Origin of the sequence: Flavobacterium azooxidireducens, from assembly GCF_023195775.1 — a bacterium.
In the GTDB taxonomy this organism is placed as follows: domain Bacteria; phylum Bacteroidota; class Bacteroidia; order Flavobacteriales; family Flavobacteriaceae; genus Flavobacterium; species Flavobacterium azooxidireducens.
In genome coordinates, this window is record NZ_CP096205.1 from 367,625 (window position 1) to 380,807 (window position 13,183).

Sequence of the window (13,183 nt, forward strand, 5' to 3'; positions counted from 1 at the left end):
TTAAGATTTACTAACCGCAATTGGTTTGTTATTTCTACTCCATTCGCTCCACGAACCAACATACAATTTTGGAATTTCAAATCCGGCATAATCTATCGCTAGAAGTGTATGACAAGCTGTTACACCAGAACCACAATGAACTATAATGTCATTTGATGCATTATTTTTGAAGATATTTTTATATTTCTCTCTTAACATTTCTGGAGAAAGAAAAAGTCCGTTCTCATCCAAATTTGTAGAAAACGGAATATTGATTGCATTTGGAATATGACCGGAAACTAAATCTATTGGTTCTGTTTCTCCATTATATCTTGCACTTTCACGAACGTCAATAATTAAGTTTGAAATATTTTTTGAAGCTTTTTCTACTTCAATTAATGTGGCTAATGGTAATTTCCAATTTTCGATTTTATATTCTTCTGTCGGTGTAGAATTTACAGAATTCGAATTGATTGGGAAATTTTGTTTTTCTGCTTCTTGAAAACCTCCATCCAAAACTTGAACTTTTTCGTGTCCGACAGATTTTAACATCCACCACATTCGAGCTGCAGCATTTGCACCACTTTTATCGTCGTAAAGAATAATGTGTGTTTTTGGAGTAATTCCTAAAGTTGAAAGTAACTTAGAAAAATTTTCTGTGGTTGGTAAAGGATGTCTTCCTCCTTTTGATACATCTTCGTTTATTTCTGCAAGTTGAGTATTTAAATCAACAAAAAGTGCTCCGTCTAAATGTTTTTGTTTGTAATTGGATTGAGTCTTTTTTCCATTACTTACATCGAGAATAATTAAATCATTCTTTTTGTGAAGCTCTTTTAATTCTGAAACTTGAATAATAGGAGAAAGTTTGCTTTTCATTTTTATACAATTTAAGATTGCGTAGAATGATTAACTCCCGTACTTATTCTGCAAAAAATAAACCAAATCTACTTCATAATAACGAACTGCGATGATAAGCACAACTGTAATGATTGTGATAATCCAAGAATATTTTTTATAAAGAACTGTGTAAGCCGTCAAAATTCCCATACAAATAAATGGGATTGCTAAGATAATATTTGGAATCATCCAAGCACCACGAAAAATGGCTATTGATTTAAGAAGTACAAAAAAGAAGCAGTAAACCGAAACAATTTTGGTTAAGGATACGAGGTATTTATTAAAAACTTTTGGTTCTTCCATTATTTAAAAAACGAATCTACAAATTCATATTTGTTGAAAACCTGTAAGTCTTCGATTCCTTCTCCAACACCAATATATTTTACAGGAATTTTGAATTGATCTGATATTCCGATTACTACGCCGCCTTTTGCAGTTCCGTCTAGTTTTGTTACGGCTAAACAAGAAACTTCAGTAGCTGCTGTAAACTCTCTGGCTTGTTCGAATGCGTTTTGTCCGGTTGAACCATCTAAAACTAATAATACATCGTGAGGAGCATCGCCAACGACTTTTTGCATTACGCGTTTTACTTTGGTTAGCTCATTCATCAAATTAACTTTATTATGAAGTCGGCCCGCAGTATCAATAATTACTACATCGGCACCTTGCGTTACAGCACTTTGCAATGTATCAAAAGCAACTGATGCAGGGTCACTTCCCATTTGTTGTTTGACGATGGGCACACCTACTCGATCTGCCCAAATTTGTAATTGGTCAATAGCAGCGGCTCTAAAAGTATCGCCAGCACCTAAAACCACTTTATGTCCGGCTTTTTTAAATTGATACGCTAATTTTCCGATTGTAGTTGTTTTACCCACTCCGTTTACACCCACAACCATAATTACGTAGGGTTTTTTGTTGGCCGGAATATCAAATTCGGTTGCTTCGCCGGTATTGGTTTCTGATAAAAGTCCGGCAATTTCCTCGCGAAGAATTTTGTTGAGTTCTTCTGTTCCAAGGTATTTATCTTTGGCAACACGTTCTTCAATTCGATCGATAATTTTAAGAGTGGTTTTCACACCAACGTCGGAAGAAACTAATACTTCTTCTAAATTATCCAATACGTCTTCGTCAACGGTTGATTTTCCGGCAACGGCTTTGGTTAGCTTAGCAAAAAAAGAAGTTTTGGTTTGTTCTAAACCTTTGTCTAACGTTTCTTTTTTTTCGGATGAAAATATTCGTTTGAAAAAACTCATATTCTGGTTTGTTATTTTTGATACTCTATTATTGTTACAAAGATAAAATAAAAAAGCTACTCTCAATGAAAGTAGCTTTAACTATAATACGGTAAGTAATTATTTCTTTGTTAAGAAATTATCTACTAGTTCAGGAGCCATTACAGATTCAACAAAAGTATAAGCTCCAGTTTTTGGAGATTTTACCATTTTAATGGCTTTAGTTAATCTTTTTGACGCTGTTTGTAACGTTGCTACGGTTTTCTTTGCCATTTCTTATCTTATTTAATTTCTTTATGAACTGTTACTTTTTTCAAGATTGGATTAAATTTTTTAATCTCTAATCTGTCCGGAGTATTCTTTTTGTTTTTAGTCGTGATATAACGAGACGTTCCAGGTACACCTGAAGTCTTGTGCTCTGTACACTCTAAAATTACTTGGATTCTATTGCCTTTCTTTGCCATTTTTCTGTATATTTAATAGGGTGGAATTAAGAAATAAATCCTTTAGCTTTTGCATCTTTCAATACTGCAGCTAACCCTTTTTTATTAATTGTTTTAATAGTAGACGCTGCTACTCTAAGCGAAATCCATCTGTCTTCTTCAGCAAGATAGAAACGTTTTTTAACTAAGTTTACAGAAAACTTTCTCTTAGTTTTGTTCATCGCGTGAGAAACATTGTTTCCTACCATCGCTCTTTTACCTGTAAGGTCACAAACTCTTGACATTATGCTTATCTTTTATCGTTATTCAAAATCAGGGTGCAAAGAAACAAAAAACTAATGTATTACACAAACAAATTTTAGTAGTTTTTTAAAATTTCTTTCAAAAGCAGTTCAAGTCCCTTGTTTACTGCTCTGTCTATCACTTTTTGACGAGGTTGACCAAAATTAAACTCTTCTGAAAAAACTCCTTTTGGGGTGGCAATCGCAAAACAAACTGTTCCAACCGTTGCATCGGCATCGCCTTTGGTTGGACCGGCATTTCCTGTGGTTGCTATGGCAAAATCGGTTTGAAGCAGTTTCTGAGCTCCTAAAGCCATTTCTTCGGCTACTTCTTTGCTTACTACAGAAAATTTATCAATTGTGGATTGATTCACTCTTAGAACAGAAACTTTCGTATCGGTTGCATAGGTTACCACTCCACCTTTAAAATAGGAAGACGAACCTGCAATTGCTGTTACTGTTTCTGCTATTTTTCCTCCCGTGCAACTTTCGGCTGTGGAAAGGGTTAATTTCTTTTGGGTTAACAATTTTCCTAAAACGAATTCGATGCTTTCGTCTTCTTCAAAACCAACAATGATGTCGTTGATGATTTCTTGCAATTGAGCGACCAATTCGCTTATTGTTGTTTGTAAAAATTGTTCGTCTAAACCGCGAGCAGATAATCTCAAACGCACTCGTCCCGGACTTGGTAAATAGGCTAATTTTACAAATGGTGGTAAATTATTTTCCCATTCTTCGATGCGTTCGGCAACGATGCTTTCACCTTGGCCGTAGGTTAAAATGGTTTTGTGTAAAATGTATGGTCGCTTGTATTCGTTAACGATTTTCGGAATTAATTCGTCGGTTACGATGGCTTTCATTTCATAGGGAACGCCGGGTAACGAAACAAAAACCGTGTTTTCTTTTTGCATCCACATTCCGGGAGCGGTTCCGAAGTTGTTTTGCAAGACTATGCATTTGGATGGAACCAACGCTTGGTCGCGATTGACTTGAGAAACCACAAAATTCATTTTGGTAAAAAGTGCGACGATGTGATTTTCAACGGTTTGATTTCGTTGTAAAGTATCTTCAAAATAATCGCAAAAAGTGATTTTAGTGATGTCGTCTTTTGTTGGTCCTAAACCGCCGGTAATGATGACAAAATCGACTAGGTTTTGTACCTTGGTAAAGGTTTCCAAAATATGCGTTTTATCATCGCTGATGGAAATCATTTCGTGTACTTCTACCCCAATTTTGTTTAATGCTTTGGCTATGAAACCGGAATTGGTATCGGTGATTTGTCCGATGAGAATTTCGTCGCCAATGGTGATGATGGTTGCTTTCAATTGGATGGTTCGATTGTTCGATTTTTGGATTGTTAGATTATTGGATTGTTAGATTTTCCGATTATTGGATTGTTCGAAAGTAGTTCAATCGAAGCAGAATTTCATAGCCCGGATAGTAGCGGAAAGCCCGGAACTAAAAAAACTAATTTTTCTTGGCAAAAAAGAGCGACCAAAGGAAGCTACTTTTTTGGCTTAGAAAAATAGTTTTTTTAGTGAGGACTTGCAGCGGATAGCCGGAATAGCTTCTTATAATTCGAAATCTTTATTGATTTCTTTTACGGCTTTTTCTACTTGATCTTCGATACTTTTGAAAATCTCTTTTATTTCTTTGCGTTTTCCTTCGCGTTTTGTCCAAGCTTCTACTTGAAGAATTTCTTCGTAGGCCACGTTCATTCCCAATAAATCAAGCGTGGGTTTTATTTTGTGTGCATAGCTGTAGGCCAATTTGTGGTTTTTTTCTTCGATGCCTTGTTTGACGAACTTTAAATCTTCCGGAATTTCGCTCACAAAAAGGGTAATTATTTGGAGAACGAACTCGGGATCGTTGTCTGAAAGTGCATAGACTTTGGCTAAGTTATAGTTTAATGCCATTTTTTTATTTTACTTGAATTCGGAATAGTTTTTTGTTTTCAATGAATCCTTCGAGGATGTCGTTTGGGTTTACTTTTGCCACACCTTCTGGTGTTCCGGTAAAAATAATGTCGCCAATTTTGAGTGTAAAGTATTGAGAAACATAGGCTATAAGTTCGTCAATTTTCCACAACATATGGCTGGTATTCCCCTTTTGAACGGTATTTCCGTTGGATTTCAGCTCAAAATTAATATTTTCTGTGGAACTAAAATCTTTTTTCGATAAAAAGCTACCAATAACCGCTGAACCGTCAAAAGCCTTGGCTTTTTCCCAAGGCAAACCTTTTTCTTTGAGTTTTGCTTGTAAATCGCGTGCGGTAAAGTCGATTCCGAGACCGATTTCGTCGTAATAATTTGGTGCAAATTTGGCATCGATGTATTTGCCGACTTTGTTGATTCGTACTAAAATTTCGACTTCGTGGTGAATATCGTCGCTAAATTCGGGAATCACAAAAGGGTGTTGTTTGAGCAAAACCGCACTGTCGGGTTTTAGAAAAACGACCGGTTCATCGGGTCGCTCGTTGTGAAGCTCTTCGATGTGTTTGGTGTAATTTCTTCCGATGCAGATTATTTTCATGGCTGAGTTGCTGAGTTTCTGAGATGCTGAGTTGCTGAGTTGCTGAGATTCTGAGATTCTGAGATTCTTAGAATTTAAGTTAATTTATTGTTTAATTTTCTGAGTTTGATGGCGGTGAGGACTTTTTTGGTGTATAAAGGAAAATCTGCATTTTGAATCCAACCGAAATAGCCGGGTTCTTCTTCTAGCACTTTTTCGACTAAAACGCCTTTGTGTTTTCCGAAGGAAAAAATTTCTTCTCCTTTGTCATTCAACGCAATAAATCCGGCAAAATCGACGGATTTTTTTCGTGTTGTAAATTCGGAGAGCGATTTCATATCGTTTTCTAATTCGGGATAACGTTCTAGTTGAGCTTTGAGAATTTCGTAGGTTGCCATTGTATCGGCTTCGGCAGAGTGAGCGTTTTCAAGCGATTGTCCGCAATAAAATTTGAAAGCAGCACTCAAAGTTCGCTCTTCCATTTTGTGAAAAATGGTTTGCACATCGACTGAAACTCTGTTTTTCATATCAAAATCCACTCCGGCTCGTAATAATTCTTCGGCCAATAATGGAATATCAAATCGATCTGAATTAAATCCGGCTAAGTCTGAATCTTTAATCATATTATAAACCTGACCGGAAAGTTCTTTGAAAGTGGGTTCGTTGGCTACTTTTTCGTCCGTAATTCCGTGAACTTGTGTTGATGTATATGGAATTTTCATTTCCGGATTTACCAACCACGTTTTACTTTCTTTATTTCCGTTTGGATAAACTTTGAAGATTGAGATTTCCACAATTCGGTCTTTTGCCACTTCTACTCCGGTAGTTTCGAGGTCAAAAAAGCAAATTGGGCGGTTTAATTTGAGTTCCATTTTAAAATTTTAGTAAAGCAAAGATAAGAGTTTGAAATAACCTTTTAACGATGAAATTACTTTTTTTAGTAGTATTTTAAGGTTTTTGTATTAAAAAACCCTTTCAGATTTTTATGACTGAAAGGGTTGAAATTATAATAATTTTAATTTTAGAATTCTCTGTTTTCACTGAAACCTTCTAGATAATCAGCTACACGTTTTACGAATTGTCCACCTAAAGAACCATCTACTACACGGTGATCGTAACTGTGAGACAAGAACATTTTGTGACGAATTCCGATATAATCTCCGGTTGGAGCTTCGATAACAGCAGGAACTTTTCTGATGGCTCCTAAAGCTAAAATTGCAACTTGTGGTTGATTGATAATTGGTGTTCCGAAAACGCTGCCGAAAGTTCCCACATTGGTAACGGTGTACGTTCCGCCTTGAATTTCGTCCGGTTTTAATTGATTATTTCGAGCACGATTGGCTAAATCGTTTACTGTTTTGGTTAAACCGACAAGGTTAAGCATATCCGCATTTTTGATAACCGGAACAATTAAGTTTCCGTTTGGTAATGCAGCGGCCATTCCTAGATTGATGTTTTTCTTTTTGATGATGTAATCTCCTTCAACCGAAATATTAATCATTGGGAAGTCTTTGATGGCTTTTGCCACAGCTTCCATAAATATTGGTGTAAAGGTTAGCTTCTCGCCTTCTCTTTTTTCAAAAGCGTCTTTTACTTTGGTTCTCCAGTTTACAATATTAGTTACATCCACTTCAATAAACGACTGCACGTGAGCCGAAGTTTGTTTGGAAGTGGTCATATAACCAGAAATCAGTTTTCGCATACGGTCCATTTCGATGATTTCGTCTTGACCGTTTACGGAAACCGGGATTTTTTTCTCCGGAGTTGATTCTGCTTTTGGAGTTTCTGTTTTAGGAGTTTCAACTTTTATTTCCGCTTTTGGAGTTTCGGCAGCAACTACTGGTTTTGGAGCGGCAACAGGTTGATTGGCTCTGTCTTTTACGTAAGACAAAATATCATCTTTGGTCACGCGACCTTCTTTGCCGGAACCGTTTATTTTTTCTAATTCAGAGATGGAAACACCTTCCTCTTTGGCAATATTTTTTACCAACGGTGAAAAGAATTTTTCTGATGCTGAAAAATCAACCTCAACCGGAGTGGCAGAATGAACAACTTCTTGAGCTACTTCTATGGCCTTTTCAAGTTCAACGATGGCTGGAGCAATTTCTTCATTTGCTTTTTCTGCCGGAGCACTTCCACCTTCAGTGTCGATAATTGCGATGGTTTGACCCACTTTTACGACATCATCTACGTTAAAAAGAATTTCTGTCAGCGTCCCTGAAACTTCAGATGGAACTTCGCTATCTACTTTATCAGTAGCGATTTCCAAGACCGCTTCATCGGCTTCGATTTTCTCTCCCACTTTTTTAAGCCAATTGGTAATTGTTGCTTCGGCAACACTTTCTCCCATTTTGGGCAATTTTAATTCAAATTTTGCCATATCTTTAACCTAACGGTTTATTTTTTGTTTCAGTTTGCGAAATTACTAAAAAAAGGATTGGTTTTTATAATTATCAATAATTTTATTTGACACAGATTTCACGGATTAACACGGATTTAAAAATTTCACAGAGCTTTAAAAACCTTAAAATTCAATAATTAACCTTCAATCATCACGACTTCTCCTCTGTCATTGCTGCTGTTGCTACCAATCATAAAATTACATTGATTAGGGATGATTTTGAATGATACTTTTTCATTTTTATACAATTCCATTGCGGAAATGATGGTTGAAAAAGGTAAATCGTTCTGATCAAAAATTATTTCAATATTTGAACTTATTCCTTTTAATAGCGAAGGTAATTCATTTTTAAAAGAAGTTGAAAGTCGTTTTACATTTTTTCCTAACAATTTTTCGAGTTTTTCTTTTAATAACTCATTTTGGGAAATAAAAATATAATTGTCAATTTTTCTATTGGAAACTGCTGTTTTATTTTTCTTTAAAAAAGCAAAAAAGAAGCTACCGACTTTCATAAAAACACTAAAAAAGGCTGATTTTTTGAAATGTTTGGAATAAAAATAATCCATTGCTTCTTGAAAACGTTTCATATACGTTCCGTCTTTTACTGTACTTTCGCCTTTGTAATGAATGACGGTGGTTTCGGCGAAATAATAATTGTTTTTTCCTGTTTTCAAAACCGTATAACTCAAGTCGATATCATCGGAATACATAAAACAATTCTCGTCGAATCCACCAACTTCATTATATAAATCGCGTTTCATGACCATAAAAGCACCTACTAAAATATCTACTTTTCCGGATTGATTTTCAGTTAAATGCTGAGCATAATATTGATTGAAAATTTTAGTTTTTGGAAAAATTTTATACAACCCAAAGATTTTTGTAAACGCCACCCAAGGAGTTGGAATACCGCGTTTGCTTTCGGGGAGGAAATTTCCGGTGCCGTCGATGAGTTTGCAACCTAGAATTCCTAGTTGGGAGTTGGGAGTTTGGAGTTTGGAGTTCAGGATTTTAGTGAAAGTATCTTCAGCTACAACCGTATCGGGATTGAGAATGCAAATATATTCGCCTTTTGCTTCGGCTACTCCTGTGTTATTACCTTTTGGGAAGCCGGTGTTTTCTTTGTTTTCAATGAGTTTGATATGAGGAAAACGGGTTTTCATCATTTGACAACTATCGTCGGATGAATTATTGTCGATCACAATTATTTCGCCATCAATGTGTTGCAAAGCGGCTTGCACACTGAGTACACATTGTTCGAGAAAATAGCGAACGTTATAATTAAGGATGATGACGGATAGTTGCATAGGGCAAATTTACAGCAACTTATTTAAATCTTCCGGATTTTTTGAATTGTTCCAAAATAAAAGCAAATCAATTACTTTATTTTTCATATCAATACTATAAAAAAGCTTAGTTTGCTTAGAAATAATTATTGTATAAATTTTTTTCGAACTATCGTAATTTCCAATTAATGGATTTTCTGAAAGTCTGTTCAAGTTTTCGAATACTAAATCCTGAAATTTTTGAACCTCTTTATGGTTCCATTTACGGAAAATAAAATCGATTTCATCATAATAAGACATTTCAGAATTTGGCTGCCAAATTATCTGATATGTCATTTCAAAAAAGGATATTTTAGCTTAATTCTTTTTTGCATTTCTTCGTGCGAAATGCCTTTTCCTTCTTTGGAATCTTGAATCGATTTTTCCAAAAGTTTAATCAAAATTGGATGCAATTCTTCTTCTTGAACAGCATTTTTCTCTACATTATATTCAATAATTGGTTCTTCAACTTTGTTGATGTGTTTGTTTTCGTGGCTTGGGTTTGATTTTTTTGGCATAATTTCAAAATTAATTTTTAATAAAGCAACTTATTTAAATCTTCCGGTTTTTTTAGATTGTTCCAAAAAATATGCAATGCAATTACTCTTTTTTCTTTGCTAAAACTGTAATACAAAGTAGTTTGTTTTGAAACGACCAACGTATAAACTTTGAATCTTTTATCAAAAACTCCAATTTCAGGATTTATAGAAAGTCTTTCTAAATTTTGTTCAACTAAAATTTTAAATTTTTCAACTTCTTTATAATTCCATTTTAGTAAGATAAATTCAGTTTCTTCAATGTACGATTCTAATGCAACTGAATCCCAATTAAAACTATATTTCATTTTAAAAAAGGATATCTTTCTTTGATTCTTCTCAATGCTTCTTCGTGTGAAATAACATTTCCTTCTTTATGATTTTTTATAGATTTTTCTAGAAGTTTCACTAAAACAGGATGCAATTCTTCTTCTTGAACAGTATTTTTTTCTACATTATAGTCAGTGATTGGCTCTTCAACTTTGTTGATGTCTTTTTTTTCGTGGCTTGGGTTCTTTTTGTTCATAACATTAAATTAAAGATTAAATATAAGGATTTTTTTTGAAATGCAAAACCCAATTGCATTTCCCTCCTAACCCCGATTGCAATGGAAATCCTTTTTTGAAAAAAAAGATTGCAATGGAAAGCGGGAACACGGATAACCGATAAAGCCCGAGCCATTCGTTTCAGAAAAAATAAAGCATTACTTTTGCACTTTTAAAATCATTGACTAATTGGCAAATTGCCCCATTTACACATTAAATGAATTATCTTTCAGTAGAAAATATATCCAAATCCTTCGGCGAACGCGTGTTGTTTGACAACATTTCGTTTGGTATTAACAAAGACCAAAAAATTGCTTTTATTGCGAAAAATGGTTCGGGAAAAACGACCATTATGAACATTATTAATGGTTTTGATGAACCGGATACGGGTCAAGTGGTGGTTAGAAAAAATATCCGAATGGCTTTTTTATCGCAAAAGAATGAATTGCAGGACGAATTGACTATCGAAGAAAGCATTTTTGCCAGTGATAATGAAACGCTGAAAGTGATTGAGCAGTATGAAAAAGCATTGGAAAACCCTGAAAATGAAGAAGCGTATCAAAAAGCTTTTGATTTGATGGACCAACACAATGCTTGGGATTTTGAAACGCAATTCAAGCAGATTTTGTTTAAATTGAAGTTGGAAGATTTTAAATTGAAAGTCAAAAGTCTTTCGGGTGGACAGAAAAAACGACTTTCGTTGGCGATAATTTTGATTAATCGTCCGGATTTATTGATTTTGGATGAGCCAACCAACCACTTGGATTTGGAGATGATTGAATGGCTGGAAAGTTATTTTGCCAAAGAAAATATCACGTTGTTTATGGTAACACACGACCGTTTCTTTTTGGAACGTGTTTGCAATGAAATCATTGAATTGGACAACGGAAAACTATACCAATATAAAGGAAACTACTCGTATTATTTGCAGAAAAAAGAAGAACGAATTACTTCTGAAAATGCAAGCATTGACAAAGCTCAGAATCTTTTTGTGAAAGAATTAGCGTGGATGCGTCGTCAACCGAAAGCCAGAACGACCAAATCGAAATCTCGTCAGGATGATTTTTATGTGATTAAGGAAAAAGCCGAAAGTCGCCGAAAAGAAAATGTGGTGGAGCTTGAAATCAATATGGAACGAATGGGAAGCAAGATTATTGAGCTTCATAAACTGTATAAAAAATTCAAAGACCGAGTGATTCTTGACAATTTTTCGTATGATTTTCAGCGTGGCGAACGCATTGGAATTATCGGAAAAAACGGAACAGGAAAATCGACATTTTTGAATATTTTGACCAAAACGATGTTGCCCGATGCCGGAAAAGTTGTGATTGGTGAAACGATTAAAGTAGGTTATTATACGCAAAGCGGCATCAACCCAAAACCGGGTCAGAAAGTAATTGATATTATTAAGGAATACGGAGAATATATTCCGCTTACAAAAGGAAAAATTATTTCAGCTTCGCAATTGCTGGAACGTTTTCTTTTTGATGCGAAAAAACAATATGACTTTGTAGAAAAATTGAGCGGTGGCGAATTGAAACGATTGTATTTATGTACGGTTTTGATTCAGAATCCGAACTTCTTGATATTAGATGAGCCAACGAATGATTTGGACATTGTAACATTAAATGTTTTGGAAAGTTTTTTATTAGATTTTCCCGGATGTTTGTTGGTGGTTTCCCACGATCGTTATTTTATGGATAAAATTGTAGATCACTTATTCGTGTTTAGAGGCGAAGGTGAAATTGAAGATTTTCCAGGTAATTATTCCGATTTTAGAGCATACGAAGACAGTGCTGATGTGGCTTTGAAAGAAGAAAACAAAGCCGATAAAAAAGCGTGGAAACAAAACAATCCGGTTGGAAATTTATCGTTTAACGAACAAAAAGAATTTCAAAAAATTGAACGTGAAATAAAAGATTTGGAATTTGAGAAAAAACAAATCGAACAATTATTTGCTGATGGTAAAGTAACTGATGATGCTATTGAGAAAAAAGCGAATGAGTTGCAAGTGATTATAAAGAAATTGGAAGAAAAGGAAGAGCGTTGGTTTGAACTTTCTTCAAAAATTGAGTAATTTAGCTCGCAAAGACGCAGAGTCGCCAAGAAAAACTGCGTCTTTGCGACTTTGCGAGAAATGATACAAATTATAAAATCATACCTGAATTTCCTATGGAACTCCAAAAACCAACACGGAGTTCACTCTCCATTTGTGTTTGATTTGGTGACAAAATGTTTTTATGATAAAACTAAATATCTCGAATATTCCATTCTAAAAGAATACCGAAAATCACTTTTGGAAAACGAAACAATAATTGAAGTAACCGATTTTGGTGCCGGCTCAAGAGTTTTTAAATCCAATCAAAGAAAAATTTCTGCTATTGCAAAAAACGCCGGAATTTCTCAGAAAACAGCGGAATTGTTATTTAGAATTAATAACTATTTTCAACCGGAAAATGTTTTAGAAATTGGAACTTCGTTGGGATTGGCGACTATTGCTCTTTCGTTAGGAAATAAAAATTCGAGAATAATTACGTTGGAAGGTTGCCCGCAAACAATTTTAATTGCAAAAAATCAATGTCAATTACAAAATCTAAATAACATTGAATTTATAAACACAAAATTTGAAGACTACCTCAAAAACCTTCAATCCGCAACCCGCAACCCGCAACTAATTTACTTTGACGGAAATCATTCTAAAAAAGCCACTTTAACCTATTTCGAACTTTTATTACCGACCATTTCAAACGATTCGGTTTGGATTTTTGATGACATTCATTGGTCAAAAGATATGGAAGAAGCTTGGGAAATAATTAAAAATCATCCAAAAGTTACCGTTACGATTGACACTTTTCAATGGGGAATCGTTTTTTTTAGAAAAGAACAAGAGAAAGAACATTTCATCATCAATCCAAATAAAAATATCAGTTCGTATATTTTTGAACGAATTAGGATTTAAATTGTAACAAAGTCCGTTTTTTTTCTACTTATAAGAAAATTATATAATCCGATTTCTGAATTCAAATTTCT

The 13,183-nt window shown here is 34.6% G+C and carries 18 protein-coding genes; 2 read left to right on the forward strand and 16 right to left on the reverse strand.

Annotated elements, in window-relative coordinates; all coding sequences use genetic code 11:
- The 16 genes from M0M57_RS01645 to M0M57_RS01720 form a co-directional block, all read right to left on the reverse strand.
- A complete protein-coding gene (locus M0M57_RS01645; RefSeq protein ID WP_248434778.1) occupies window positions 1-855 on the reverse strand; it encodes a sulfurtransferase in 855 nt (284 codons plus the stop codon).
- Between the two features lie 30 nt (window positions 856-885).
- Window positions 886-1,179: a hypothetical protein gene (locus M0M57_RS01650; protein ID WP_248434780.1), complete on the reverse strand. Its 294-nt coding sequence runs from the start codon at window positions 1,177-1,179 to the stop codon at window positions 886-888.
- Complete coding sequence (ftsY, locus tag M0M57_RS01655) at window positions 1,179-2,132, reverse strand: signal recognition particle-docking protein FtsY (protein ID WP_248434782.1); 954 nt, start codon at window positions 2,130-2,132, stop codon at window positions 1,179-1,181. The genes M0M57_RS01650 and ftsY overlap by 1 nt, the downstream gene beginning before the upstream one ends.
- Window positions 2,133-2,231: 99 nt before the next feature.
- The gene (locus tag M0M57_RS01660) at window positions 2,232-2,384 is read right to left on the reverse strand and encodes a DUF4295 domain-containing protein (RefSeq protein WP_112087261.1); all 153 of its coding nucleotides are present in this window, start codon (window positions 2,382-2,384) and stop codon (window positions 2,232-2,234) included.
- An 8-nt stretch (window positions 2,385-2,392) separates the two neighbouring features.
- Window positions 2,393-2,575 (reverse strand): 50S ribosomal protein L33, encoded by a 183-nt coding sequence (gene rpmG / locus M0M57_RS01665; protein ID WP_112087260.1) that lies wholly within the window; start codon window positions 2,573-2,575, stop codon window positions 2,393-2,395.
- 26 nt (window positions 2,576-2,601) lie between these two features.
- Window positions 2,602-2,838, reverse strand: coding sequence for a 50S ribosomal protein L28 (rpmB, locus tag M0M57_RS01670; protein WP_112087259.1), 237 nt, complete (start codon window positions 2,836-2,838; stop codon window positions 2,602-2,604).
- A gap of 74 nt (window positions 2,839-2,912) precedes the next feature.
- Window positions 2,913-4,160 carry a CinA family nicotinamide mononucleotide deamidase-related protein gene (locus tag M0M57_RS01675; RefSeq protein ID WP_248434784.1) on the reverse strand — a complete coding sequence of 416 codons (1,248 nt, stop codon included), beginning with the start codon at window positions 4,158-4,160 and terminating at the stop codon, window positions 2,913-2,915.
- Window positions 4,161-4,406: 246 nt separating this feature from the next.
- Entirely contained in the window at window positions 4,407-4,751 is a 345-nt protein-coding gene (locus M0M57_RS01680; protein ID WP_248434786.1) for an Hpt domain-containing protein, read from the reverse strand.
- 4 nt (window positions 4,752-4,755) lie between these two features.
- A complete protein-coding gene (locus M0M57_RS01685) occupies window positions 4,756-5,367 on the reverse strand; it encodes a fumarylacetoacetate hydrolase family protein (protein WP_248434787.1) in 612 nt (203 codons plus the stop codon).
- Between the two features lie 74 nt (window positions 5,368-5,441).
- Window positions 5,442-6,218, reverse strand: a complete 777-nt coding sequence (locus M0M57_RS01690) for a 3'-5' exonuclease (RefSeq protein ID WP_248434789.1) — start codon at window positions 6,216-6,218, stop codon at window positions 5,442-5,444.
- A gap of 149 nt (window positions 6,219-6,367) precedes the next feature.
- Window positions 6,368-7,726 (reverse strand): dihydrolipoamide acetyltransferase family protein, encoded by a 1,359-nt coding sequence (locus tag M0M57_RS01695; protein WP_248434791.1) that lies wholly within the window; start codon window positions 7,724-7,726, stop codon window positions 6,368-6,370.
- A gap of 158 nt (window positions 7,727-7,884) precedes the next feature.
- A complete protein-coding gene (locus M0M57_RS01700) occupies window positions 7,885-9,054 on the reverse strand; it encodes a glycosyltransferase family 2 protein (protein ID WP_248434793.1) in 1,170 nt (389 codons plus the stop codon).
- Window positions 9,055-9,063: 9 nt separating this feature from the next.
- The gene (locus M0M57_RS01705) at window positions 9,064-9,369 is read right to left on the reverse strand and encodes a type II toxin-antitoxin system RelE/ParE family toxin (protein ID WP_248434795.1); all 306 of its coding nucleotides are present in this window, start codon (window positions 9,367-9,369) and stop codon (window positions 9,064-9,066) included.
- Window positions 9,366-9,590, reverse strand: coding sequence for a hypothetical protein (locus M0M57_RS01710; protein ID WP_248434797.1), 225 nt, complete (start codon window positions 9,588-9,590; stop codon window positions 9,366-9,368). The genes M0M57_RS01705 and M0M57_RS01710 overlap by 4 nt, the downstream gene beginning before the upstream one ends.
- A 17-nt stretch (window positions 9,591-9,607) precedes the next feature.
- Complete coding sequence (locus M0M57_RS01715; RefSeq protein ID WP_248434799.1) at window positions 9,608-9,916, reverse strand: hypothetical protein; 309 nt, start codon at window positions 9,914-9,916, stop codon at window positions 9,608-9,610.
- Window positions 9,913-10,134: a hypothetical protein gene (locus tag M0M57_RS01720; protein WP_248434801.1), complete on the reverse strand. Its 222-nt coding sequence runs from the start codon at window positions 10,132-10,134 to the stop codon at window positions 9,913-9,915. Before M0M57_RS01720 ends, M0M57_RS01715 begins: the two co-directional genes overlap by 4 nt.
- Window positions 10,135-10,370: 236 nt before the next feature.
- On the opposite strand from M0M57_RS01720, the gene M0M57_RS01725 reads away from it, so the two are divergent.
- Both M0M57_RS01725 and M0M57_RS01730 read left to right on the forward strand, forming a co-directional pair.
- Complete coding sequence (locus tag M0M57_RS01725) at window positions 10,371-12,230, forward strand: ABC-F family ATP-binding cassette domain-containing protein (RefSeq protein ID WP_248434803.1); 1,860 nt, start codon at window positions 10,371-10,373, stop codon at window positions 12,228-12,230.
- Window positions 12,231-12,290: 60 nt separating this feature from the next.
- Complete coding sequence (locus M0M57_RS01730; protein ID WP_248434805.1) at window positions 12,291-13,112, forward strand: O-methyltransferase; 822 nt, start codon at window positions 12,291-12,293, stop codon at window positions 13,110-13,112.
- Window positions 13,113-13,183 lie beyond the last annotated feature (71 nt).